Consider the following 23,537-nt stretch of genomic DNA (forward strand, 5'->3'; position numbering starts at 1 on the left):
GCTCACGATGGTCGACCCGTCCGGGGACCCGGGCGAGCGCGGGGCCGCCGGGCACACGGTGCTGATCGCCGGGGCAACCAGCACCGCCGGAGTGGCCGTCGCGGCCGCCCTGGCGGGGGCGGGCGCCCGGGTGCTGGCCGTGGGCTCCAACGAGAAGCACCTGGTGCGGGTGCTGGAGGTGGTGCCGGAAGCATCCGTCTACGTCTGTGACCTGGCCGACTTCGCGGCGGTGACCGCCCTGGCCGCCACCGTGCACGCCCAACACGGACCCGTCGACGGGCTCGTGCATCTGGTGGGCGGTTGGCGCGGCGGTGGCGGGCTCGACGGCCAGACCGACGAGGACTGGGATTTTCTGCACTCCCGCATTGTGCAGACCCTGCGCAACACCACCCGGGCCTTCAACGCCGACCTGCTGGCCTCGTTCACCGGCCGGCTGGCGATCGTGTCGTCTGTGTCGGTGGATGCGCCCACCCCCGGCGGCGCCAACTACGCCAGCGCCAAGGCCGCCGCCGAGACCTGGACCCGGGCGGTGGGCCACGGCTTCGCCAAGGCCGGCGACACCGCCGCGGCCGTGATATACGCGGTGCGGGCCCTGGAGGGTCTCGAGTCCCGGCTGGCCGCGGAGGTCGTGGCGCTCTGGGACTCCCCCGCCGCGACCCTGAACAACACCCGCCGCATCCTCGCCCCCTGACCGCGGCGGCGGCCCGCGGCGCGGAATGCGGGCAACGCGCCGCTAGGCGGGTGGCGCGCCACCCGCGCAGCGGCGCCTGACCCGCGCACCGGCATCCGTCGCCGATTGAAACCCAGGTACTGTCAGGGCCTCTCAGCCGGCGGGGGCCGCCGCGTAGATTTAACGGGTGAGCACCCAGAGCGATATCCGCGAATTCCTGGCCACCCGGCGGGCGAAAATCACGCCAGAGCAGGCGGGCCTGCCGGCCTACGGCGGCAATCGTCGCGTCGCCGGCCTCCGCCGCGAAGAGGTCGCCATGCTCGCCGGTGTGAGCGTGGACTATTACACGCGGCTGGAGCGCGGCAACTTCGGCGGCGTCTCCGAGAGCGTGCTCGCCGCCATCGCCCGGGCGTTGCAGCTCGACGACGCCGAACGCGAGCACCTCTTCGACCTGGCCCGCGCCACCGCCACCGTACGACCTCCGCGCCGCCGCCCCGCCCCGCAGCGGGTTCGGCCCACCATTCAACGCATCCTCGACGCCATGACGGATGCGCCCGCCTTCGTGCGCAACAACCGGCGCGACCTGCTCGCGGCCAACCGGCTCGGCTTCGCGGTCTACTCCGAGGTGTACGCCGACGGCCCCGCCCCGGTCAACACCGCCAGATTCCTGTTCCTCAATCCCCGGGCGCGCACGTTCTTCCTGGACTGGCAGGGCGCGGCGACCGACATGGTCGCGAGCCTCCGCGGCGAAGCCGGCCGCGACCCGCATGACCGGGGCCTCTCCGACCTGGTCGGCGAACTGGCCACCCGCAGCACCGAATTCGCCATTCTCTGGGCTGCGCACAATGTGCGCCACCACACCATGGGCGCCAAGTCCATCCATCACCCGGTGGTGGGAGACCTGCACCTCACCTTCGAATCGATGGACCTGCCCGCCGACCCCGGCCTGGCCCTGATCGTCTACGGCACCGAGCCCGGCTCGGCCAGCCAGGACGCCCTCAGGCTGCTCTCGAGCTGGGCCGCCACCCAGGAGCCGCTCCCGCAGCACCAGGCGACGGTCCGCGACGAGGCCTGAACCGCGCCGGCCTGTTCGCGTAACGACCCTCCCCCTTGGGGCTGATCCGCCCGCGCCGCGACGACGCTAGCGTGGGGGGATGACTGCCGAAGCCCGACCCGAACGGGTCACCGAACGGGCCGCCGACCCGCTGGCCGACGGATGGCGGCGGCCGCGCGGTCCCCGCTCCGCGTACCGGGTGGATGCCTGGGTGGCGCTGGCGCTGGCCGGCGGCACCGCCCTGAGCATCTCGCTGAGCCTCGGCACCGGGCTCATGGGCGATGCGCCGTGGTGGCAGGTCGTGATCTGGGTGGCCCTCATCGCGCTGCCCCTGGCCGCCCGTCGCCGCTGGCCGGAGGCCGTGGCGCTGCTCGTCTCCCTGGTCTTCGCCGTGTCCGGCAGCATGGGCATCACCGACGGCCTCTTCTCCAACATCTGCCTCTACGTGGCCATCTACTCGGTGGGCGCGTGGAGCCACCACCGCACGATCGCCCGGTGGACGCGGCTGGGCATCATCGCGGGCATGTTCATCTGGCTGTTCTGGAGCCTGTTGGAGACCGCCAACCAGGCCACCGCCATCCCCGAACTGTCCAGGGACGGCTTCTTCTCCCCCTATGCCGCCTACGGCCTGCTGCAGGTGCTGCTCAACCTGGTCTACTTCTGGGCCGCATACTACTTCGGCGGCGCCGCCTGGCAGGCGGCCCGGCGCTCGGCGGCGCTCGAGGGTCTCACCCGTGAGCTCGCCACCGAACGGGAGCGCACCGCGGCCCAGGCGGTCAGCCTCGAACGGGTGCGCATCGCCCGGGAGCTCCACGACGTGGTCGCCCACCACGTGTCGTTGATGGGCGTGCAGGCCGGCGCCGCCCGGCGCATCCTCGACCGCGACGCGGCCGCGGCCGTGCGCGCGATCACGGTGATCGAAGAGAGCGCCCGCACCGCCGTGGACGAACTGAACACCATGCTCGGCGCCCTGCGCGCCGACGACGCCGACGGTGCGCAGCCCGCCCACCAGAGCACCAGCACCCGCGGTGTCGATCAGCTCGCCGAACTCGCCCAGGAGAACACCGACGCCGGGTTGCCCGTGCGGCTCCAGGTGATCGGCGAGCCGCGCCCGGTACCCGGCACCATCGGTCTCAGCCTCTACCGAATCGCCCAGGAGGCCCTGACCAACACCCGCAAGCACGCCGGTTCCGGCGCGACGGCCGACCTGCGCCTGCGGTACGAGGCGGATGCCGTGGAGCTGGAGGCGACCGACACCGGTCGCGGCGTGCGCGCCCCGGCCAACCCCGCCGTCGAGCGGAGCACCCCCGGCGGCCTCGGCCAGCAGGGCATGCGCGAGCGCGTCGCGGCCGTCGGCGGCACCCTCGAGCTGGCCAACCGGCCCCGGGGCGGCTATCTGGTGCGCGCCCGCGTTCCGCTCACCGGTCCGCCGGCGGCCACCGAGCCGCCCCTCGCCGTGCCGCCCGCCGAAGCGCGGGCGCCCCAAGCCGTGGAGACCGTCGAATGAGCGCGCCGATCCGGGTGCTCCTCGTGGACGACCAGGCCCTGGTGCGGGCCGGATTCCGCATCATCCTCGAGTCCGAGCCGGGCATCGTGGTGGTCGGCGAGGCCGTTGACGGCGCCGCCGCGATTCGCCAGGCCGCCGCCTTGCGGCCCGACGTGGTCTGCATGGACGTGCAGATGCCGGGCATGGACGGGCTCAGCGCCACCCGCGCGATCGTGGCCGACCCGACCAGCCGCGCCGCGGTTCTCGTGCTCACCACCTTCGACAGGGAGGACTACCTGTTCGCCGCCCTGCAGCACGGCGCCAGCGGGTTCCTACTCAAGAACGCCTCGCCGGAGTCCCTCGTCGAGGCGGTGCAGGTGCTCGCCCGCGGCGACGCCCTGCTCTCCCCCGAAATCACCCGCCGGGTGATCGCCCGCTTCGCCGGCAGCTTCCCGGGCTCCCCGCCGGCCGCCGCACCGGATGCCGCGCCCGCGCCGGGTGCGCACCGGCCGGAGCCGGCCGCGGTGGGCATGCTCACCGACCGGGAGCGCGAGGTCTTCGAGCTGATCGCGCTGGGCCTGGCCAACGCCGAGATCGCCGGCCGGCTGTACCTGGGTGAGGCCACGGTGAAGACCCACGTCTCGAAGGTGCTGCAGAAACTCGATCTGCGCGACCGCATCCAGGCTGTGGTCTACGCCTACGAACACGGCATCGTGGTGCCCGGGGCGGCGCAGCAGCGCTGACCGGGGTACCCCCAGTTCGGGCCGAACCACGGTCAGGGCACCCTCTATTCGTTACGCTCCCGTACAGCGTGAACATACGCCCCCCGCGCGCAGCCGCTGTGCGCGACCCCTCACTCTCCCGACCCTGACCTGAATGAGAACCGAACCTTGACGACAAGCATTACCAAGACGTGGACGAACCGCACAGCAGCGTTCGGCCTGGGCCTGGCCCTCATCGGCGGCATGGCCCTGGTTGCCAGCCCCGCCCAGGCAGAAGAGATTCAGCCGGCTGCCGCAACAGCCTCACCCGTCCCCTCCGAGGAGGCCGTCGCCCCCGAGGTCGAGCCGACCCCCGAGCCTTCCGACGAGGCCACGCCCTCCCCGTCACCTTCCGACGTTCCGACGTCCTCTCCCACTCCAGCGCCCGCAGCTCCTGAGCTCCCCGCTCTTGCGGCCGGCACCGTCGCGGTCTCCGGCGAACCGATCGTGGGAAACACCCTCACGGGCACCACGACCGGCTGGCCGGCAGGAACCACCCTCACGTACCAGTGGACCGTCGGTTTCGGTTACTACGGCGGCGAGGTCGAAGGTGCCACCTCGATCAACTACACCCTGACTTCAGCCGAGGCCAACGGCTCGATGGGACTGGCCGTCACGGGGTCGCTCGACGGCTTCACCTCAACGACGGTGCGCGAATTCATGGAGACAACCGTGACCCAGCCCCAGAAGCCGGCCGCGGTGGCGCCCGATTCTGCCGTGCTGAGCCAGTACCTGGCCGCTGCGAACGTGACAGTTGAGCCGCAGACGTCGGCTGGACTGCCGGCCGGCGCGCTCAACCCGACAAGCGCATACACGGCGAACATCACGTGGATGGAGATGAGCGACTCTTACGTCGACGTCTACGTGTACTCACAGCCCACGCTGGTGGGTAGCTTTGCGGTTGTCGACGGTGCCGTACAGATCCCGCTGAGCGCCGCACTGCTGGGCGCCCTTCCCGCCGGTGCGCACACCCTGGTGATCACCGGACAGACCTCAGGCCTGACCCAGGCCGTGGCGCTGAACGTTGCCCCGTCTGCAGTCGCTGCCGTGCGCACCGGCGCCGCTCTGGCCGAGACCGGCGCTTCAGTAACCGGTCCGCTGACAGCCGCAGCGGTGCTCCTCATGCTCGGTGCCGTGCTGGTCGTGCGTCGCCGTCGCGTGACCGCCTAACCAGCACAACCAGCGAAGGGGCGCGGCCGGTCGGCCGCGCCCCTTTGTCATGTCTTCGCCGGCGCCCCTCCTCCACAGGCGGGCATGTGACGGCCTGTCCACAGCTGGTTTGTGGGGCCTTTTAGTGTCGGTGGTGGGTGGTTCACTGTCCCTATGGCCACCTCAGCTGCCACACCCGACGACACCCCCGATGACACCTCGGACCCCGCGGTGGATCCTGTCGCGGCGGCGATCAGCGCGGTCATCGACCCGCTGATCACCAACGAGAAAACAATCGCCGCCGGTTACGCGGAACGCACCCGGCTGTTGGCGGAGTTGGACCGGCTCGGTCACGAGCCGCGCATCATCGCGGGCCTGTGCGGTGACCCGATCGAGTCCGGCCGGAACGACCCGGATACCGGCGCGCACGGCCCGGCCTGGGACGACGAGGAACTGGCCCGCCGCTGCATGGCCGCCGAAGCCGCCGGGGCGTTGCGGTTGACGGCCACCACGGCGGGCATCATGATCTTCACCGCCGCCCGCCTCACCGGCCAGCTGCCCGGCTTCCACGCGGCGCTGAGCCGGGGCAGCATCACCTGGGGCCACGCGGTGAAGATGCTCGATCTCACCGACGGTGTTCCCGAGGAGATCCTGCCCGCGTTCGAAGCGAAGGTGCTGCCCGCGGCGCAGAAGCTCACCTCCACCCAGTTCGTCCGGGTCGCCGGCCGGATCCTCGAGGGGATGCACCCGGTGCCGATGCAGGAGCGCGCCGACGCCGCGGCCACCAAACGCCGGGTGCTACTGCAGCCCGACGCCGACGGGATGGCGTGGCTGAACGCCTACCTGACAGCCGAGGACGCCCAGGCGATCTACGACCGGCTCAACCACATCGCCAAAGACCTCGACCTCGACACGGACGCCCCTGCGGCACCCGGCACTCATGCCGACTCCTCCGGCAGCGGCACCGACGCCCCGATCGCCCACCGCACCAAAGACCAGCGCCGCGCGGACGCCTACCGTGACCTGCTCCTGGAAGGCGTCGGTCCCACTGGGCTCGGCCACGGTATCCGCGGCACCGTGCACGTGACCGTTCCGGCCCTGACCCTGCTGGGTCGCAGCGACGAACCCGCCATCCTCGAAGGCTACGGGCCCACCGCCCCCGAGACCGCCCGCCGCATCGCGGGCACCGCGACCAGCTGGATCCGGATCCTCACCCACCCCGAGACCGGCTGCCGGCTCAGCATGGGCCGCGACACCCACAACCCGCCCGCCGATATGCGTCGCTACCTGGACGCCCGCGACCAAACCTGCCAGGGCATCGGCTGCAACCGGCGGGCCACCCTCAGCGAAATCGACCACACCCAGGCCTGGAACACCGGCGGCCGCACCGACGTCGACAACCTCGTGCACCTCTGCAAAGGCTGCCACCGCCTGAAACACCAATCCAGCTTCAGCACCAGCCAGGGCCCGGGCGGCGCCCTCACCTGGACCACCCCCGCCGGCAAGAAATACCGCTCCGCCCCCGCCAACACCGACCCCGCCAGCTACGACAACCAACCAACCGGCCGCCCCATCGACCCGACGGCCACGCCAGCACCTCCGACACCGGCTCCGGCACCAGCTCCGGCCCCGGCCAAGCCCTCGGCATCCGCACCTCGACACGGCGCCGACGACCCGCCGCCGTTCTGAGCCGGGTATCCCGGCTAGGGTCGAAGCAGAACCCGGCACCGGGGGGACGGCGCCGGAGTCCAGCGTCGCGAAGGAGCAACCATGGTGCGCACACCCCCGCCCGTCGTCGTCGGTGTCACAACGGGTCAGCCCGATGCCGTGGTCCTGGCCGCGTCGGAATTCGCCGCCCAATTCGGTGCTGAGCTGATCTGCGCGTCGGTGGACCCGAGCCGCTACATGCTCGAGGAGCTGCCGGACGGCAGCATGACGAGCGCCTCGTTCGACCCGGACTCGTTCGAGCAGGCGGCCGCCGACTTCGACGCTGGCCTGCGCGCCCAAATCGAACGGGTGTTGGCCGGCCGCAGGGTTGTCTGGTCGACGCGGGCACTCGCCGGCGAGCCGGCCAGGGCGCTCGGCCACCTCGCCGGCACCGTGCGGGCCATGATGATCGTCGTCGGGTCCCGGGAACCGACCGTGCGGCACACCCTCCGGTCGTTCTTCACCGGATCGGTGGCCGTGCGCCTCGCCCACGGCCAGCAACGCCCGGTCATCATCATCCCGCTCAACCCGATTCCGTTCGGGACCGAACTACCCTGGGACGAGGAATGAGGCAGCGCTCCTCACCCGGTGGGCGGAGGCCGACACTCACCCCGCAGGCGGATGCGGCCACGGCCCCGCATCCCTAGCGTTGACGTTACGCAACGAAAGGGCAGACATGCTCGAGATCAGGGACATCAACAAGCACTACGGCACCCACCAGGTGCTCACCGATGTGAGCTTCAGCGTGGGCGCGGGCCGCATGACCGGCTTCGTGGGCGCCAACGGCGCCGGCAAGACCACGTCGATGCGCATCATTCTGGGGGTGCTCTCGCCGGACTCCGGCAGCGTGCTGCTCGACGGCGTGCCGCTCACCGCCGGTGACCGCCGCCGGTTCGGCTACATGCCAGAGGAACGCGGCCTCTACCCGAAGATGAAGGTCGCCGAACAGCTGGTCTACCTGGCCCGGCTGCACGGCATGAGCACCGCCACCGCCAAGCGCAACGCCGGCGACCTGCTCGAGCGACTCGGCCTCGGCGAGCGCGCCAACGATCTTGTCGAGGCCCTCTCGCTGGGCAACCAGCAGCGCGCCCAGATCGCCGCAGCGCTCGTGCACGACCCCGAGTTCCTGGTGCTCGACGAACCGTTCTCCGGCCTCGACCCCATCGCCGTCGAGGTGGTGCTCACGGTGCTCAAGGAGCGCGCCGCCGCCGGCGCCCCCGTGCTGTTCTCCTCGCATCAGCTCGACCTCGTCGAACGGCTCTGCGACGACCTCGTGATCATCGCCGCCGGCGAAATCCGCGCCAACGGGTCCCGCGAACGCCTTCGCGAGCAGTTCAGCACCCCCAGGTTCGAGATCCATACGGATGCCGACGCCGGCTGGATCCGCGGCGTCGCCGGCATCACCGTGGTCGACTTCGACGGCGGCGAAGCCGTCTTCGAGGCCGACTCCGACGCCGCCAGCCAGCAGGTGCTCCGTGAGGCCCTCACCCGCGGCGCCGTACATTCCTTCGGCCACCTCCGGCCCTCCCTTTCCACCATCTTCAAGGAGGTCGTGCGATGAGCACTGAAACTGAAGCCCGCCAGGGCACCGACACCACGGCCGCGCCCCGCACCACACACCCCGCGCCCAACTTCTGGGCCAGCGTCTGGCTGGTCGCCACCCGGGAGATCATCTCGCGCCTGCGCAGCAAGGCCTTCCTCATCTCCACTGGAATCCTGCTGCTGATCGCGGTCGGCTCCGTCGTCGCCGGCGGCATCATGAGCGCCAACCCGTCCACCACCTCGGTGGCCGTGGTCGGCTCGGCCGGCGCCGTCGTCGGCGAGTCCGCCGGTCTCACCACGGTCCCCGCCGACGACGTCGCTGACGCGGAGGCCCTCGTGCGCGACGGCACCGTCGAAGCCGCCGTGGTTCCGGACGACTCCCTGCTGGGCGTCAGCGTGATCGCCCTGGACTCACCGCCGAGCGCGGTGATGAACGCGCTCAGCGTCTCCCCCGCCGTCGAGCTGCTCGAACCGGCCGAACAGGGCGGCTTCCTCGTCTACATCGTGGCGCTCGGCTTCGGCCTGGTCTTCTTCATGTCGGCGCTGACCTTCGGTTCCACCATCGCGCAGAGCGTCGTCGAGGAGAAGCAGACCCGGGTCGTGGAGATCCTGATGTCCGCCATCCCGGTGCGCGCGCTGCTGGCGGGCAAGGTGGTGGGCAACTCGATCATGGCGTTGGGCCAGATCGTGGCCATCGCCCTGCTGGTGGGCATCGGCATGGCCGTCACCGGCCAACGGGTGCTGCTGGCCGACCTGGGTCCGGCCATCGGCTGGTTCGCGGTGTTCTTCGCCTTCGGCTTCGTGATGATCGCCGCCCTCTTCGCCGCGACGGCGTCGATGGTGTCCCGCCAGGAAGACGTGGGTTCCACCACCGCTCCGGTGACCTACCTGGTGATGATCCCCTATTTCCTGGTGATCTTCTTCAATGACAACCCGCTCGTGATGGCCATCATGTCCTACGTGCCGTTCTCCGCACCGGTCGGGATGCCCGTGCGCATCTTCCTGGGCTCGGCCGAATGGTGGGAGCCGATCCTGGCGCTGATCATCCTCGCCGTGACCACGGCCGGGGTGATCGTCCTGGGCTCGCGCATCTACCGCAACTCGCTGCTGCGGATGGGCGGCCGCGTCACCATCAAGCAGGCCCTGCGCGGCTGATTCAGGCGGGGACGGCCGCGAGTTCGTCGAAGGTGGCGAACTTGGTGGCGATGGTGCTGCCGGTGAAGTTACCGACCCAGCCGTCGTCATCGTGGAAGAAGCGCACCGACACGTAGTCGGGGCGGGTACCCATGTCGAACCAGTGGGTGGTGTTCTCCGGAACCGAGATGAGGTCGCCCGCCTCGCAGAGAACGGCGTGCACGAAACCGTTCACACGCAGGTAGAACACGCCGGATCCGCGGGCGAAGAAACGGTCCTCGTCGTCGTCGTGCTGGTGCTCGCTGAGGAACTTCTGTCGTGACACCGCCGCCAGTTCCGCGTATGCGGGGTCATCCGACGGCGCGATCGAGACGACATCCACCAGGGTGTAGCCCTGGGCGGCGTTGACCGCGTCGATCTGCGTTCCGTAGGCCGCCAGGACCTCGTCCTGAGTGGGGTTCTCCGACAGCTCCGCGAGCTCCCAGCGGGAGAACCGCACGCCCAACGGCGAGAGGGTGTCGGCGATGACGGCGGCATCCCGCGTCTGCAGGGTGGGGGTGGTTTCGTCGGTTTCGTCCCAGACGGTGAGAAGTGTCATGAGACGAATATATTCAGCCGCCAGGGGATCCGCAGTCTCAGGACGGCCCTGGCGTAACACGCGGTCACGTGATTGTGCACCGGAGCGCCCCTCTTGGTTCGATGAGCTACCCCCTCACCTTTCCTGGAGACCCGCCCATGGCCCACGCACGCAGCATTTCAGTCCTTGCCCTCACGGCTTCGGCCATCCTGGCTCTCACGGGGTGCGCGCAGTCCAACGCCGCCGGCACCGCCGAATCCACGTCCGCCGCCGTGACCGAGGCCACCGCGCCGCTGCCCGCCCCGTTCGACGGTGACGCGGTCTCCGTCGCGCTCGTTCGCCAGAGCGGCGCCGGCGACTACTTCGAGGCCTGGGGCGCCGGCGCGAAGGCGCAGGCCAAGGCCGCGAACATCGACCTCACCATCACGGATGCCCGCAACGACAACGCCAAGCAGGCCAGCGACCTCGAGCAGGCCATCGCCTCCAAGCCCGACGCGATCATCGTCGACCACGGCCAGACCGACACCCTCCAGCCGCTCATCAGCCAGGCTGTCGACGCCGGCATCCCCGTCGTCGTCTACGACCTCGCCCTGACCGACAGCACCGGCGTCATCACCACCTCGCAGTCCGACGAGTCGATGGCCTCCGGTGTGCTCGACCAGCTCATCACGGATGTCGGCGACGGCGCCAAGGTCGGCTACGTCTCGGCCACGGGCTTCGCCGCCCTCGACCGACGTGCCCTCGTATGGGACACGTACGTGAACGACCACGACCTCGACGTGGTCTTCTCCACCGGCAAGGTCAGCGAGTCCACCGCGAGCGACAACATCCCGCTGGTGGATGCCGCGCTCAAGCAGAACCCGGACGTGCAGGCGATCTTCGCCCCGTACGACGAGATCACCAAGGGCGCCGTGCAGGCGGTCATCCAGAACAACCTGCAGTCCTCCGTGAAGGTCTACGGCATCGACATCTCCAACGCCGACCTCGAGGTCATCAACGCCGCGGACAGCCCCTGGGTCGCCACCTCCGCCACCGACCCGGCCGCCGTGGGCGCCGCCGTCGTGCGGTCGCTGGCCCTCTCGCTGGCCGGCCAGCTCGACGAGACCGATGTGCAGTTCCCGGCCATCGTCATCACCCAGGACTTCCTCGCGGCCAAGAGCGTGGACAACGTCACCGCGCTGCGTGACGCCGAACCGAGCCTGACCCTGGACACCACCGTCGTCGCCGATTGGCTGCCCGCCACCTCGTGACCCACGACTCGACCGCACTCCTCGAGGGGGACGACCGCGCCCCGGTCGTCTCCCTCAGAGGTGTGTCACTTTCCTACGGCTCCAACGTCGTGCTGCGGGACGTCGACCTCGACTTCGCGCCCGGCCGCATCACCGCCCTGCTCGGCGCGAACGGCGCCGGCAAGTCCACGCTGATCAAGGCGCTGTCCGGGGCCAACCCGCGCTACGCCGGCTCCATCAGCGTCGCCGGCACCGAGGTCGCCCTCACCAGCCCCACGGTCGCGCGGCTGCACGGCATCTCCGCCGTGCACCAGAAGGTGGCCGACGGCATCGTGCCCGGCCTCACCGTGGCCGAGAACGTGCTCCTGGACAACCTCGCCGGCGCCCGCGGGGTGATGCGCAGCCGGCGGCGCGACCTCGCCGCCGCCCGCCGCGCCCTCGCCCTGCTCGGCCTGGACTGGTCGGACCGGGTGCTCTCCCAGGACGCCAGGGACCTGCGCATCTCGGATGCCCAGCTCGTCACCCTGGCCCGCGCCCTGCGCCACACGCCGCGCCTGCTCATCCTCGACGAGCCCACCTCCGCGCTCACCTCCGCCGAAGCCGACCGGCTTTTCGACGTGCTGCGGGCCCTCCGCGCCGACGGTCTCGCGATTGTCTACGTCTCGCACCGGTTCGGCGAGATCGAGGCCCTCGCCGACAGCGTCGTGGTGCTCCGGGACGGCACCGTGCAGAGCCACAGCCCGCGCCCATTCGAGTGGAACGGCATCCTGCACGACATGCTGGGCCGGGCCACGGAGCTGGCCCAGAAGCGTGAGCACGTGCACCGGGGCGGCACCGTCGTCGCCGAGGTGCAGGGGGTGCCCCTGTTCCCGGAGGCGCGGCCCCTCTCGCTCACCATCCGCGGCGGCGAGGTGCTGGGCGTGCTCGGCCTCATCGGCGCGGGCAAGAGCGAACTCGCCGAGGTCCTCGGCGGCCTGGCCCGCCCGGCCGGCGGCAGCCTCACCCTCAACGGAGCGCCGTACGCGCCCCGGCGGCCCGGCGACGCCATCGCGGCCGGCGTCGTGCTCGTGCCTGAGGACCGGCAACGCCAGGCGATCCTGCCCGGCTGGTCGATCACCCAGACCGTGAGTGTGCCGTTCCTGACCGAGTCCTCCCGCTGGGGAACGCTGCGGCGCGACCTCGAAACCGACCGGGCCGCCGCCGTGGTGGCCGATCTCGAGGTGGTGACCGAGTCGGTTCAGACCAGTACCGACGACCTCTCCGGCGGCAACCAGCAGAAGGTGATCGTGGGCCGGTGGCTCTCGGCGAACCCGAGGCTGGCCGTGCTCGACGAACCGTTCCGCGGGGTCGACATCGCCGCCCGCCGCGGCATCGGCGCCCACCTGAACACCCTCGCCCAGTCGGGGAACGCCGCCGTGGTGTTCTCCAGCGACGTTGACGAGATCCTCGAGGTGTCCGACCGGATCGTGGTGCTCGTCGCCGGCGAGGTCGCCCTCGACGGGTACGCCGACACCCTGGACCGCGCCACGATCGTCACCGCCTTCATCGGCGCCGACACCACACCGGAAAGAACCACAGCATGAGCCGCACTCCCCCAGGCAACACCACCGTCGTCGACCGCATTCGCGGCGGTGCCCTCGACACCGTTTCCGCGGGCATCGTGCGGTGGGGCTTCGTGGCCGTCACCGTGCTGCTGATCGGCTTCTTCGCTCTCACCGAACCGAATTTCCGCACCGCGGACAACATGTTCGGCATGCTCAAGTTCATCGCCCCGACCGCGATCGCCGGGTTGGGCGTGATGCTCGCGATGACCGTGGGCGGCATCGACCTCTCGGTGGGCGCCTCGGCCGGGTTCGCGGTGTCCATCGCCGCGTGGACCATGGTGGTCGGCAATCAGGTCGGCGGTGTCGCCGTCGGCGTCGTGCTGGTCGGCGGGGCCCTGATCGGCGCCCTCAACGCCCTGCTCATCGTGGTCGCGCGCATCCCCGACCTCCTCGCCACCCTCACGACGATGTTCGTGATCGTGGGGCTGAAGCTGCTCATCGTCGACGGCAAGTCCATCTCGTCGCAGATGACCCTGGCCGACGGGTCGAGCGCGCCGGGCCGTTTCACGCCCGACTTCCTCTGGCTCGACCGTGGCAACATCGGGCCGGTCCCGGTGCCCGTGGTGATCTTCATCGCCCTCACCGTGCTGCTCTGGTTCGTGCTCGAGCGCACCAAGTGGGGCCGCGCGCTCTACGCCGTCGGCGCCAACGCCGAAGCCGCCAGGCTCGCGGGCATCCGGGTGCTGCTCTACCGCACCGCCGCCTACGTCGGCTGTGGCCTGCTGGCCTCCGTCGCCGGGCTGCTGCTGGCCGCCCGGATCGGCCAGGGTGACGTGAGCGCGGGCAACTCGCTACTGCTGGACGCCATGGCGGTGTCGCTGGTGGGTGTCTCGGTGCTCGGCATGGGCCGCCCGAACGCCTGGGGCACGGCGCTGGGCGCCGTGCTGATCGCGGTGATGGTCACCGGGTTCACCATGATCGGCCTGCCGTACTACGCGCAGGACTTCGGCAAGGGCATCGTGCTGCTCGTCGCCCTGCTGTTCAGCTTCACCTTCTCCCGCAAGCGCACGGTCGTGGTGGCCGGGAGCATGACCAACTAGCGCGTCTCGATGGTGAAGCGCAGCATCCACTCGATGAGCTCGGCGTGCCAGCGGGCCTGCTGCAGGTCGGCGCCCCAGGCGTACATGCCGTGGTTGGCCACCAGCACCACCGGCACCTCGGCGACCGTGCTCGTGGCCGGCAGGTAGCGCGCCTCGAAGGCGTCGCCCAACTCCACCATGTCCTGGCTATTGGGCACGACCGGGATGACAACGGTCTCGTCGTGCGCCAGGTGCCCGAGGCCCTTGAGCATCTCCAGGTTTCGCAGCACCACGCCGTCCGGCCAGTGGCGCGCCGCCACGACGGCGGCCAGGGCGTGTACGTGCACGACGGCGCCGGCACCGGTCACCCGGGCGATGCGGGCGTGCAGGCCCGCCTCGGCGGAGGGTCGGTGGCCCGATCCGCCGCGGCCCTCGACCCGCTCACCGAGCTGGTCGACGATCACAAAATCGGATGCCGTGAGCTCGCCCTTGTCGAGCCCGGAGCCGGTCACGGCCAGCAGCAGCGGGTCGCGGTCCAGGGTCACCGAGAGGTTGCCGGAGGTGCCGCGCATCCAGCCGAGCCCGGCGAAGCGGGCCGCCTCGGCCGCGAGCGCGCTGCCGGCGGCGTGCAGGGTCTGTTCGGTGATGCCCTGCGGCGAGAACTGGTTCATGACCGGGCCACCTCGACCTCGTCGAAGGACGCCACGACAGGGGCCGCGCCGAAGTCGGCGCCGAACCACGGCTCATCCGGCCGGGAGAACGCCACGACCTGCCAGGCGGCCTCGGTCGCCGCGGCGACCTCGTCGGGGTGGTCGGTGAAGAAGACCACGTCGGCCGCGTCGACGCCCAGTGCGGCGCGGATCGTCTCGTAGGAGGCCGGGTCCTTCTTCGAGCCGGCCTTGACGGTGTCGAAGTAGTCGACGATCAGCGGGGTCAGGTCGCCGTCGGGGGAATGCCGGAACCAGGGCACCTGGCTGGCCACCGACCCCGAGGAGAACACCGCGAGGGTGACGCCGTTCTCGTGCCAGCGGCGCAGCTGCGGGATCACGTCGTCGAAGAAGTGCGAGCTGATCTCGTCGTGGGCGAAGCCCTCGGCCCAGATCTGGCCCTGGATGGTCTTGAGCGGGGTGGCCTTGACGTCCTCGGCCATCCACCGGTGCAGCACCGCGACGACCTGCTCGGTCGTGGCGTCGGGCGACAGGGACGCGTCGGCGATGACCTGGTCCCGCGCCTCGGCGATGGCCGGGTCGGCGGCGTGGTCGTCGAGCCAGGCATCCAGCCGCGGCCGGGCGTAGTCGTAGAGGTCGCCCAGGATGAACCCGGCGGCGCTCGTGGTGCCCTCCAGGTCGAGCACGAGGGTGCTGGCGGTGATGCGCAGGGTCACAGGGTTCCTTCGGTGGAGTCGGTGCTGTCGGTGCCGGTGATGATCCAGGCCCGCGCGCGCACGAGCAGGTCTGCGTATGCGGCCGGGATCCGGGCGGCGGGGAGGGTCGTGAAGTCGGCCGCATGCGAGTACCCGGCCGCCCGGCGCACGGACTCGACCCCCGCGAACCGCCAGGCGTCACTGCGGATGCGGGCCAGCCAGGTCTCGAGGTCGAGTCCGTCAGGCTCCCCCACCCGGTGCGGCCAGCGCTCGGTGACCACCGTCACGAACGCGTCCCAGCTCGACGGGATCGCCGAGGCGCGCTCGCGCGCGAGACCGGCGGCCCCCACCTGCGTGGCCGCGATCGACGCGATCGTGAGGTTGGCCCAGAAGAGCCCCAGGTCCATGCCGATCGGGCCGACGAAGCTGAACTCGGGGTCGAAGATCTTGGTGGCCTGCTCGGCTTCCCGTTCCCCGATCATCAGCGACCCCGAGTGCAGGTCGCCGTGGATGAGCGCCTCGGCGCGGGTCGCGAAGATCTCCCGCACGTGGCCGACGGCGGCCAGCAGCTCGGTGTCGGTGTACATCGCCCGCACCTCGCCGTCCAGCTCGGGGATCCAGTGGTTGTGGTCGTTGAGGCGGTACGGCTCGTCGAGCACGGCGTCCACGGTGAGGGCGCAGAGCTCAGGGTTGGCCGCCGTCTCGATGAGAGCGGCGTGCGCGGCGGGGGCGAGCGCCACCAGGCTCGTGGCGAGGGTCAGTTCGGCACTGAACCGGCCCACGACGGCGCCGAGAGCGTCGAAGTCGATGGCCACGGGTGCGGCGCCGGCGACGATGTCGGCCACCTGGCGCACCAGCACATCCCGCAGCACGTCGAGGTCGGAGAGATCCTCCATCACCAGCACGTACCTGTCGAGGTCGACGGGGTCGACGGTGGGCACGCTGGCCGGTGCCAGGTCGGCGAGCATCGCGTAGGCGCGGGCCTCCGAGGCGATCCGGTTGGGGTCGATCGGCCACTCCGGGCCCACCGCCTGCACCCACGGCGGCGCCTGTTTCACGGCCAGGCTGCCCAGCGGCCCGCTCGCGATGAAGACCCGGTTCATGTTGCCGGCGGTGACCTCACGCACGGTGACCTGCTCAGCGGATGCGGCCAGGCGGGGCAGGTAGCCGGCGCCAACGAGGTAGCTCACGACATCGTCGCGGTCCACCAGGAGGTCGTAGGCGGCGGGGGTCTGGGGTGCGGTTGTGGTCACCGGGTGGCTCGATCCTGGGAGGCGGACGGGTGGGGGCTGTCGAAGTACCGGCTCAGCGCGGCCGGCTGGAACGGGCCGCGGTCGGTCACCAGGGCGGTCACGAACCGGGGCGGGGTGACGTCGAACGCCGGGTACCAGGCATCCGTCACCAGTGCGGAGGCGGTGCGGGCGCCGAGGGTCTGGAAGACCTCAGCGGGGTCCCGGTTTTCGATCACGATGTCGGCGCCGGTGGGGAGGGCCGCATCCGGCGCCTGGATCAGCGCGTAGTACGGCACGTCGAAGGCGGTCGCGGCGACGGCGAGCCCGAGGGTGCCGACCTTGTTGGCGACGCTGCCGTCCATGCTCACCCGGTCGGCGGCGGTCACGAGCGCGTCGATCCGGCCCAGGGAGGAGCCGGGGGCGAGGGCGGCCGCGGCCATGCCGTCGGTGATCAGGGTCACCCGCTGGTCCATCTCCCGCAGGGTGTGCGCCGTGAGCCTGGCACCCTGCAGGTACGGCCGGGTCTCGGTGGCGACCCACTCGAAGCGTTTGCCCGCCTCGGCGGCCGCACGCACCAGTTCGATCAGGTAGGTGTCCATCCAGCAGTGGGTGAGGATGCGGGCGCCGTCGTCGAGCAGCGCCACGGTGTGCTCGCCGAGGGCCCGGCTGCGGCTGCGGTACCGCACCGCGTAGCCGCGGGCGGCGTCGATCGCGCGTTCCACCAGCTCGGCGGTCGACGACGCCCCCACCAGGGCCGCCTGCACGAACTCGACGGCCTCGCGGGGATGGTTGTTGGTGGGGCGGGCGTTGGCGAGCACCACGGCCGCGCCCCTCAGCGCGGTGGCGGCGTCCGGCAGGGGCAGCGTCGCGGCCTGCAGGGCGGCAAGCTCCATGCCGGCGCAGGCGGCGAAGGTCGGGCCGGAACTCTGCGTGACCATGCTCGTGATGGCCGCGGCCACCTCGATGGCCGAATCGGCGCGCACCCAGTCGACGCGGGCCGGGAAGGTGCGACGGTCCAGGATCCAGACGGAACCGTCCTCGACCCGCACGGAGGCGTCGAGCGCGGGCCCGGCAGGCAAACGGATACCTTGCGTGTCGCGAACAGTCACTTGATCCTCTTAGGTGGCGGGCGGGGTCACCCGTCGGCCGGGTCGATTCACCCGAGAGTACCGGCCGGAGGGAGGCCGCAGAGTTGCGCGCCGACCCCGGGCGCTCCCCGCCCCGTGATCACGCGGCGGCGGCAGCCCGCAATTGTTAAGTTCTGTGACAACGCCCGCCGGACCGGGGGTTGCGCCGTTGTTACGCTCGGGGCTCCCCGTCCCGCACCCGTCTCGAACGTGCTGCGCCGTTCCCCGTTAGGTACACCCCCATGAAGCTTTCTGCGCGCGCCGGCATCAGCACCGGCATCGCCCTTGTCGCTGTCGCCGCATCCCTCACCGGATGCGCCGGAACCGACGACGCCGCCGGGTCCGCGAGCTCCACCGAGGCCTCGATCATCATGATCACGCCCACGCCGATCGGTTCCAACAACTTCCTGCAGCTGGCCTCGGACGGCGCATCCGAGGCGGCAGAGAAGTACAACGCCAGTGTCGACGTGTACGAGAGCGAGGACCCCACCAGCATCCAGCAGAACCTCGACGCCGCGGTGCGGGAGAAGCCCGATGTGATCATCGGTGTCAGCTACAGCGTGCTCGACCAGTTCACCCAGGCGGCCATCGACTACCCCGAGCAGCAGTTCCTGCTGATCGACACCTCGGCCGACGAGCCGACCGACAACCTCACCGCCGCGGTCTTCAAGGAGTACGAGGCGACCTACCTCACCGGGGTCGAGGCCGGCCTGCTCTCGGAGACCGGCAACATCGGTGTTGTGGCCGCTCTGGACACCCCGTTCATCCACCGCTGGATCGACCCGTTCTTCGCCGGCGCCGCGAGCGTCAACCCCGCCATCACGACCGCCGCACAGTACGTCGGCGGCGACAACCCGTTCGGTGACCAGGCCCGCGCCAAGGCGCAGGCCCAGATCCTCGCCGACTCCGGCGCGGACTATGTGCAGGCCGCCGCCTCAGGCGGCAACCTCGGCGTGTTCGAGGCGGCCTCCGAAACGTCGGTGAAGGCATTCGGCGTCGACACCAACCAGTGCCTCGACTCGCCGGGCAACGTCGTCGACAACGCCATCAAGCGTGTCGACATCGCCGTCGTCAGCTCGATCGGCGACATCCTCGACGGCACGACCGGCGGATTCACCGCCTACGGCCTCGCCGAAGGCGGCGTCAGCCTGACCGGCCTGGAAGACGGCGTCGCCGACTCGCAGTGCCTGATCATCGACCACCCCGACGTGATCGAGAAGGTCGCCGCGGTGCGCGACCAGATCATCGCGGGCGACCTGGTCGTCGTCGATCCGCTCACCGCCGGATGACCCTTCCCGCTGCCCAGCTGACCGGAATCAGCAAAAGGTTCAACGCCGTCGTGGCCAACGACGGCGTTGACCTCGTTCTGCGCCGCGGCACCGTGCACGCCGTGATGGGTGAGAACGGCGCCGGCAAGTCCACCCTGATGTCAATCCTGTTCGGCCTGCTCTCGCCCGATGCCGGCCAGATCCTGATCGCCGGCCGGCCGCAGGTGTTCACCAGCCCGTTGGACGCGATCGCGGCGGGCCTGGGCATGGTGCACCAGCACTTCAAACTGTTCGATTCCCTGTCGGTGGCGGCGAACGTCGTCTACGGCGCCGAACCCCGCCGGGCGGGCCTGTTCGACCGGCGCGCCGCCGAGGCTCGGGTGCGCGAACTCGGCGAGCGCTACGGCCTGCAGATCGACCCCCGCGCACGGGTGTCCTCGCTGTCGGTCGGCGAACGCCAACGGGTGGAGATCCTCAAGGCGCTGCACCGCGACGCCACCATCCTGATCCTCGACGAACCCACCGCCGTGCTCACTCCCGGCGAGGTCACCACCCTGTTCGCCGTAATCCGGCGCGCCGCGGATGCCGGAACCACCGTGGTGCTCGTGACACACAAGATCAACGAGGTGCTCACCGTCAGCGACGAGGTGACGGTGCTGCGCGACGGGCGCGTCACCGGACACTTCCTCACCGGTGAGACCTCCAGCGCCCAGCTCGTGCACGCCATGACCGGCCGCGAGGTGCGGCCGGTGAGCAACCCGGGGCTGGGGAGCCCCGGCGCCACCGTGCTGCAGGTGCGCGACGCCGGGGTCGTCGACGCCGGCATCACCCGGGTGCGGAGCGTGTCATTCGCCGTGCGGGCCGGCGAGATCGTCGGCATCGCCGGGGTCTCCGGCAACGGCCAACACGAACTTGTCGAAGCGATCCTGGGCACCAGGCCAACGCAGTCCGGCACCGTCGAACTGCTCGGCGCCGACGTCACCCGCTGGACGGTGCGGGACCGCCGGCTGCGGGGCGTGGCGGTGATCCCGGAGGACCGCCGCGGCGAGGGCAGCGCCATCGGCATGTCGATCACGGAGAACCTGGCCCTCGGCCATCACCGCACCGCACCGATCGGCGCGGAGCGGGGCATCCGCCGCGGCTGGATCTCGGTGCGCGCCGCCCGGGCAGAGGCTCGGGCCCTCATCGCGGGCTACGACGTGCGCACCGCGGGCGAGCAGCAGAGCGTCGGATCGCTCTCCGGCGGCAACGCCCAGAAGGTGGTCATCGCCCGCGAACTCTCCCACAACGCCCCGCTGCTGATCGCCGAACAACCCACCCAGGGCGTCGACGTCGGCGCCATCGAGGCCATCCACGGCCGCCTGCTCGACTACCGGGCCGGCGGCGGCGCCATCCTGCTGGTGTCGCACGAGATCAGCGAACTCCTCGCGCTCGCCGACCGGATCCTGGTGATGCTCGACGGCGCTCTGGTCGCCGAATTCAGCCGCGCCGACGCCACCACCGCGGGCATCGGCGCCGCCATGGCCGGCCTCGCCGCCCAGAACCTACCGAACGGATCCCGCCCGTGAGCGACTCCCGCGCATCCTGGCGCGCCCACCCGGCCGCCCGCCTGGTGGATGCCGCCGCCCGCCACCCCGCCGTGGTCCCGCTGGCCGCGGTGGCCGTTGCCGTGCTCATCGGCGGCGTCATCATCGCCGCGGCCGGGCTCGACCCCGTCACCGCGTACGCGGCCGTGCTCGCCGGGGCGCTGGACCCCGACACCCTGGACTACACCTTCTCGGTCTGGGGATTCATCTGCGGCATGGCGCTCGTGGCCGCCATCCCCCTGCGCATGGGCGAGTTCAACCTCGGCGGCAACGGCCAGCTGGTGCTCGGCGGACTCGCCGCGGCGCTGGTCGCCGGCCAGTCCGGCCTGCCGCCGCTTGTCGCCGTGCCCGTCGCCCTCCTGGCCGCCGCGGTGCTCGCCGGCGGGTTCGGCGCTCTCTCCGCCCCGTTGTCCACCCGGTTCGGCATCCCGATCATCATCAGCACCCTGCTGCTCTCCCCCATCGCCGTCGCCGTGGTCTCCTACCTCGTGCGTTTCCGAATCGGTGAGGCCGGCGCCGCCGTCGCCCAGACCGAACGGTTCCCGGAGGGCGCCCGGATGTGGGCGATCGGCGACCTCTCCTATACCAATGTGGGGTTGCTGGTCGTGATCGGCCTGATGGTGGCCTTCTGGCTGGTCGACAGCCGCACCGCCGTGGGGTTCGAACTGCGGGTGGTGGGCGCCAACCGCCGGTTCGGCGCCTACGGCGGCGTGCGGGTGGGCCGCCTGGCCTTCGGCGCGATGGCGGCATCCGGCGCCGTCGCCGGCGTGGTCGGGGCCATCATCACGCTGTCCTCCCCGTACCGGCTCATCGACGGTGCGCTGCTCTCGCCCGGCTACACCTTCGCCGGGCTCGCCGCGGCGCTGTTGGCCGGCGGCCGGCCGGCGCTGATCCCGGTGACGGCCATCCTGTTCACGGTGTTGCAAGTGGGCGGCGCGGCCATGGAACGCTCGGCCGATGTTCCGCGCCAGCTCTCCGATGTGCTCCAGGGTGTGGTCATCGTCGTGCTCGCGCTGCGCACCGTGATCGATTCCAGGCGCTCCGGCGAGAGCGGGGCCCGCTGATGCACGTGTTCGAACTGAGCTTCGTCGCCGCCGTGCTGCTCGCGGCCACCCCGGTGCTGTTCGCCTCCCTCGCCGGGGCGATCTCGGCGCAGGTGGGGGTGTTCAACATCGCCCTGGAGGGCCAGATGCTCTGGGGCGCGTTCGCGGCCGTCGCCGCGAGCTACTACACGGGCAACCCCTGGGCCGGCGTGCTGGCGGCCGTCGTGTCCACCGCGGTGTTCGCGCTGGTCCTGGCCGTCGGGGCGGCCAGGTGGAAGGCCGACCCCATCGTCATCGCGATCGGCTCGAACCTCTTCGCCCTCGGCATCACCGGCTTCCTCATGGGCGTGCTCTTCGACGTGTCAGGGTCGTTCTCGCCCCGCGGCCTCGTCGGCCTGCCGAAGATGCAGTGGCTGCACGACGTTCCCGTGCTCGGTGCGGTGTTCGGCGGCCAGACGGCCCTCGTTCCGCTCGCGCTGGTGCTGATCGTGGTCGTCGGGCTCTGGCTCCTGTTCACCCCGCACGGACTGCGGCTGCGCGGCGTCGGGGAGCATCCGGAGGCCGCCGCGAGCCTGGGCATCAACGTTCCCGGCTACCAGTTCTGGGTGACCATCGCGGCCGGGGCGCTCTGCGGCTTCGCCGGCGCGCAGCTGTCGCTGGGCAACGTCACCGTCTTCACCGAGAACATGACCGCCGGCCGCGGCTGGATCGCCGTCGCCGCCGTGATGCTCGTCGCCGGGCGGCCGCTCTGGCTGCCGTTGGCCTGCCTGGGCTTCGGCGCGGCTGAGGCCCTCGGTTTTCGGCTGCAGGGTGTGGGTGCGCCCCAACAGCTCACCGACGCGGCGCCGTACCTGATCACCATCCTGGTGCTGGTCCTGACCCGGATCCGCATTCCCCGCCGCACGAAAGCGAGCCTCACCGCATGACCGCACCCTCCGATGCCACCGCCCGCGATGACGCAGCCCCCGTCGACTCGGTCCGGCACATCATCGTCGACACCGACACCGGCATCGACGACGCTCTGGCGCTGCTCTACCTGGCCGGCAGCGCCAACGCGGAGATCTCGGCGATCACCAGCGTCTACGGCAACACCCCCGTCGACGCGGCGCTGACCAACATCGCCCGGGTGCTCGAGGTGGCCGGCCTGCCGGACGTGCTCGTGGCCCGCGGGGCAGACGGCCCGCTGAACGGCGATCCCCGGATAGCCGGTCACGTGCACGGCGCCGACGGGCTGGGCGACCTCTGGTCGACACCCCTCTCCCCGCGCAACCTGTCGCCGTTGTCGTCGGCCGAGCTGCTCGTGCAGCTCGGCCGTTCCCGCCCCGGCTACTACGACCTGCTGCCCATCGGACCGCTGACCAACCTCGGCCTGGCACTGCAGATCGAACCCGACCTGCTCACCCTGTTCCGCTCGGTGGTTCTCATGGGCGGCTCCGGCCCGTTCCCGCCGCTCGGCACCGTGCAGATGGTCGACGCCAACATCCACAACGACGCGGATGCCGCGGCGCTGGTGTTCGCCGCTCCCCGGCGGCGCCTGGTGATGGTGGGCGTCAACGTGACCGCCGGAACCATCGTCGACGAAACGGCCGTCGCCACCCTGCACGACGCCGGAACGCCGTGGGGCACGTTCTCGGCCGCGATCCTCGAGGCGTACATGGACTTCTACCAGTACTCCTGGGGCCGACGGGTCTCGCCGGCGCACGACGGACTGGCCGCGGCGCTGCTCATCCACCCGGAGTGGATCACCGCCGCCCTCGAGGGCCCGGTCAACATCACCACCGACGGATACGCCATCCGCGCGCACCTCGTGCGCACCCACGACGGCGCACCGGTGAGCTGGCCCACGACGGATGCGCCCGACACCGTCGTCGTCGTCGACGTCGACCGCGCGAGCTTCCTCACCGATTTTGTCGGGGTGCTCTCCGGAACGAGTGCGGGCTGACCGGGGAAATCCACAGATGGGGCGCATCCGTTTACGCCAAGATG

22 protein-coding genes are annotated in these 23,537 nt (G+C 71.0%); 17 read left to right on the plus strand and 5 right to left on the minus strand.

The genetic code is table 11. The features are described from left to right. Positions 1 to 7: 7 nt before the first annotated feature. From CXY76_RS10080 to CXY76_RS10120, 9 genes are all read left to right on the plus strand, one after another. The gene (locus CXY76_RS10080; RefSeq protein WP_104164097.1) at positions 8 to 691 is read left to right on the plus strand and encodes an SDR family NAD(P)-dependent oxidoreductase; all 684 of its coding nucleotides are present in this window, start codon (positions 8 to 10) and stop codon (positions 689 to 691) included. A 166-nt stretch (positions 692 to 857) separates the two neighbouring features. Beyond that, complete coding sequence (locus CXY76_RS10085) at positions 858 to 1,745, plus strand: helix-turn-helix transcriptional regulator (protein ID WP_104164098.1); 888 nt, start codon at positions 858 to 860, stop codon at positions 1,743 to 1,745. Between the two features lie 79 nt (positions 1,746 to 1,824). After that, positions 1,825 to 3,231 carry a sensor histidine kinase gene (locus tag CXY76_RS10090; protein ID WP_104164099.1) on the plus strand — a complete coding sequence of 469 codons (1,407 nt, stop codon included), beginning with the start codon at positions 1,825 to 1,827 and terminating at the stop codon, positions 3,229 to 3,231. Further along, positions 3,228 to 3,953, plus strand: a complete 726-nt coding sequence (locus CXY76_RS10095; RefSeq protein ID WP_104164100.1) for a response regulator transcription factor — start codon at positions 3,228 to 3,230, stop codon at positions 3,951 to 3,953. The genes CXY76_RS10090 and CXY76_RS10095 overlap by 4 nt, the downstream gene beginning before the upstream one ends. A 147-nt stretch (positions 3,954 to 4,100) precedes the next feature. Then, positions 4,101 to 5,141, plus strand: a complete 1,041-nt coding sequence (locus tag CXY76_RS10100; RefSeq protein WP_104164101.1) for an LPXTG cell wall anchor domain-containing protein — start codon at positions 4,101 to 4,103, stop codon at positions 5,139 to 5,141. A 153-nt stretch (positions 5,142 to 5,294) separates the two neighbouring features. Next, positions 5,295 to 6,809, plus strand: coding sequence for an HNH endonuclease signature motif containing protein (locus tag CXY76_RS10105; protein ID WP_104164102.1), 1,515 nt, complete (start codon positions 5,295 to 5,297; stop codon positions 6,807 to 6,809). A gap of 81 nt (positions 6,810 to 6,890) precedes the next feature. Beyond that, a complete protein-coding gene (locus tag CXY76_RS10110; RefSeq protein WP_104164103.1) occupies positions 6,891 to 7,397 on the plus strand; it encodes a universal stress protein in 507 nt (168 codons plus the stop codon). Positions 7,398 to 7,503: 106 nt separating this feature from the next. Beyond that, a complete protein-coding gene (locus CXY76_RS10115) occupies positions 7,504 to 8,388 on the plus strand; it encodes an ABC transporter ATP-binding protein (protein WP_104164104.1) in 885 nt (294 codons plus the stop codon). Next, positions 8,385 to 9,524 (plus strand): ABC transporter permease, encoded by a 1,140-nt coding sequence (locus CXY76_RS10120; protein ID WP_104164105.1) that lies wholly within the window; start codon positions 8,385 to 8,387, stop codon positions 9,522 to 9,524. The genes CXY76_RS10115 and CXY76_RS10120 overlap by 4 nt, the downstream gene beginning before the upstream one ends. Position 9,525: 1 nt before the next feature. On the opposite strand, the gene CXY76_RS10125 is transcribed toward CXY76_RS10120, so the two are convergent. Continuing rightward, positions 9,526 to 10,101, minus strand: a complete 576-nt coding sequence (locus tag CXY76_RS10125; protein WP_104164106.1) for an acireductone dioxygenase — start codon at positions 10,099 to 10,101, stop codon at positions 9,526 to 9,528. 137 nt (positions 10,102 to 10,238) lie between these two features. On the opposite strand from CXY76_RS10125, the gene CXY76_RS10130 reads away from it, so the two are divergent. The 3 genes from CXY76_RS10130 to CXY76_RS10140 are packed head-to-tail and all read left to right on the plus strand — an operon-like array spanning position 10,239 to position 13,953. Beyond that, entirely contained in the window at positions 10,239 to 11,330 is a 1,092-nt protein-coding gene (locus CXY76_RS10130) for a substrate-binding domain-containing protein (protein WP_104164107.1), read from the plus strand. Further along, positions 11,327 to 12,892: a sugar ABC transporter ATP-binding protein gene (locus CXY76_RS10135; protein ID WP_104164140.1), complete on the plus strand. Its 1,566-nt coding sequence runs from the start codon at positions 11,327 to 11,329 to the stop codon at positions 12,890 to 12,892. The genes CXY76_RS10130 and CXY76_RS10135 overlap by 4 nt, the downstream gene beginning before the upstream one ends. Continuing rightward, a complete protein-coding gene (locus CXY76_RS10140) occupies positions 12,889 to 13,953 on the plus strand; it encodes an ABC transporter permease (protein WP_104164108.1) in 1,065 nt (354 codons plus the stop codon). The genes CXY76_RS10135 and CXY76_RS10140 overlap by 4 nt, the downstream gene beginning before the upstream one ends. On the opposite strand, the gene mtnB is transcribed toward CXY76_RS10140, so the two are convergent. Genes mtnB through CXY76_RS10160 form a run of 4 tightly spaced genes read right to left on the minus strand, consistent with a single transcriptional unit; the run spans position 13,950 to position 17,636 of the window. Beyond that, a complete protein-coding gene (mtnB, locus tag CXY76_RS10145; protein ID WP_104164109.1) occupies positions 13,950 to 14,603 on the minus strand; it encodes a methylthioribulose 1-phosphate dehydratase in 654 nt (217 codons plus the stop codon). The two genes, CXY76_RS10140 and mtnB, sit on opposite strands and share 4 nt — an antisense overlap. After that, positions 14,600 to 15,316, minus strand: a complete 717-nt coding sequence (mtnC, locus tag CXY76_RS10150; protein ID WP_104164110.1) for an acireductone synthase — start codon at positions 15,314 to 15,316, stop codon at positions 14,600 to 14,602. Before mtnC ends, mtnB begins: the two co-directional genes overlap by 4 nt. After that, entirely contained in the window at positions 15,313 to 16,548 is a 1,236-nt protein-coding gene (locus tag CXY76_RS10155; RefSeq protein ID WP_104164111.1) for a phosphotransferase, read from the minus strand. Before CXY76_RS10155 ends, mtnC begins: the two co-directional genes overlap by 4 nt. Further along, positions 16,545 to 17,636 carry a hypothetical protein gene (locus tag CXY76_RS10160; RefSeq protein ID WP_199190261.1) on the minus strand — a complete coding sequence of 364 codons (1,092 nt, stop codon included), beginning with the start codon at positions 17,634 to 17,636 and terminating at the stop codon, positions 16,545 to 16,547. The genes CXY76_RS10155 and CXY76_RS10160 overlap by 4 nt, the downstream gene beginning before the upstream one ends. Positions 17,637 to 17,896: 260 nt before the next feature. On the opposite strand from CXY76_RS10160, the gene CXY76_RS10165 reads away from it, so the two are divergent. From CXY76_RS10165 to CXY76_RS10185, 5 genes are read left to right on the plus strand one after another with little or no spacing between them, the layout of a single operon-like run. Beyond that, the gene (locus CXY76_RS10165) at positions 17,897 to 18,943 is read left to right on the plus strand and encodes a BMP family ABC transporter substrate-binding protein (protein ID WP_104164112.1); all 1,047 of its coding nucleotides are present in this window, start codon (positions 17,897 to 17,899) and stop codon (positions 18,941 to 18,943) included. Continuing rightward, a complete protein-coding gene (locus CXY76_RS10170; RefSeq protein ID WP_104164113.1) occupies positions 18,940 to 20,490 on the plus strand; it encodes an ABC transporter ATP-binding protein in 1,551 nt (516 codons plus the stop codon). The genes CXY76_RS10165 and CXY76_RS10170 overlap by 4 nt, the downstream gene beginning before the upstream one ends. Continuing rightward, positions 20,487 to 21,572 (plus strand): ABC transporter permease, encoded by a 1,086-nt coding sequence (locus tag CXY76_RS10175; protein ID WP_104164114.1) that lies wholly within the window; start codon positions 20,487 to 20,489, stop codon positions 21,570 to 21,572. Before CXY76_RS10170 ends, CXY76_RS10175 begins: the two co-directional genes overlap by 4 nt. Beyond that, positions 21,572 to 22,477 carry an ABC transporter permease gene (locus CXY76_RS10180; RefSeq protein ID WP_104164115.1) on the plus strand — a complete coding sequence of 302 codons (906 nt, stop codon included), beginning with the start codon at positions 21,572 to 21,574 and terminating at the stop codon, positions 22,475 to 22,477. The genes CXY76_RS10175 and CXY76_RS10180 overlap by 1 nt, the downstream gene beginning before the upstream one ends. Then, the gene (locus CXY76_RS10185; protein WP_104164116.1) at positions 22,474 to 23,493 is read left to right on the plus strand and encodes a nucleoside hydrolase; all 1,020 of its coding nucleotides are present in this window, start codon (positions 22,474 to 22,476) and stop codon (positions 23,491 to 23,493) included. The genes CXY76_RS10180 and CXY76_RS10185 overlap by 4 nt, the downstream gene beginning before the upstream one ends. The last annotated feature ends 44 nt before the right edge of the window (positions 23,494 to 23,537 follow it).

The sequence above is a fragment of the Cryobacterium sp. N22 genome, from assembly GCF_002929555.1.
GTDB lineage: Bacteria > Actinomycetota > Actinomycetes > Actinomycetales > Microbacteriaceae > Cryobacterium.

Coding starts and splice junctions, on each gene's coding strand:
- CXY76_RS10080 (WP_104164097.1), top strand. CDS start 8: ATGGTCGACCCGTCCGGGGACCCGGGCGAGCGCGGGGCCGCCGGGCAC.
- CXY76_RS10090 (WP_104164099.1), top strand. CDS start 1,825: ATGACTGCCGAAGCCCGACCCGAACGGGTCACCGAACGGGCCGCCGAC.
- CXY76_RS10095 (WP_104164100.1), top strand. CDS start 3,228: ATGAGCGCGCCGATCCGGGTGCTCCTCGTGGACGACCAGGCCCTGGTG.
- CXY76_RS10105 (WP_104164102.1), top strand. CDS start 5,295: ATGGCCACCTCAGCTGCCACACCCGACGACACCCCCGATGACACCTCG.
- CXY76_RS10110 (WP_104164103.1), top strand. CDS start 6,891: ATGGTGCGCACACCCCCGCCCGTCGTCGTCGGTGTCACAACGGGTCAG.
- CXY76_RS10115 (WP_104164104.1), top strand. CDS start 7,504: ATGCTCGAGATCAGGGACATCAACAAGCACTACGGCACCCACCAGGTG.
- CXY76_RS10120 (WP_104164105.1), top strand. CDS start 8,385: ATGAGCACTGAAACTGAAGCCCGCCAGGGCACCGACACCACGGCCGCG.
- CXY76_RS10125 (WP_104164106.1), bottom strand. CDS start 10,101: ATGACACTTCTCACCGTCTGGGACGAAACCGACGAAACCACCCCCACC.
- CXY76_RS10130 (WP_104164107.1), top strand. CDS start 10,239: ATGGCCCACGCACGCAGCATTTCAGTCCTTGCCCTCACGGCTTCGGCC.
- CXY76_RS10140 (WP_104164108.1), top strand. CDS start 12,889: ATGAGCCGCACTCCCCCAGGCAACACCACCGTCGTCGACCGCATTCGC.
- mtnB (WP_104164109.1), bottom strand. CDS start 14,603: ATGAACCAGTTCTCGCCGCAGGGCATCACCGAACAGACCCTGCACGCC.
- CXY76_RS10165 (WP_104164112.1), top strand. CDS start 17,897: ATGAAGCTTTCTGCGCGCGCCGGCATCAGCACCGGCATCGCCCTTGTC.
- CXY76_RS10170 (WP_104164113.1), top strand. CDS start 18,940: ATGACCCTTCCCGCTGCCCAGCTGACCGGAATCAGCAAAAGGTTCAAC.
- CXY76_RS10180 (WP_104164115.1), top strand. CDS start 21,572: ATGCACGTGTTCGAACTGAGCTTCGTCGCCGCCGTGCTGCTCGCGGCC.
- CXY76_RS10185 (WP_104164116.1), top strand. CDS start 22,474: ATGACCGCACCCTCCGATGCCACCGCCCGCGATGACGCAGCCCCCGTC.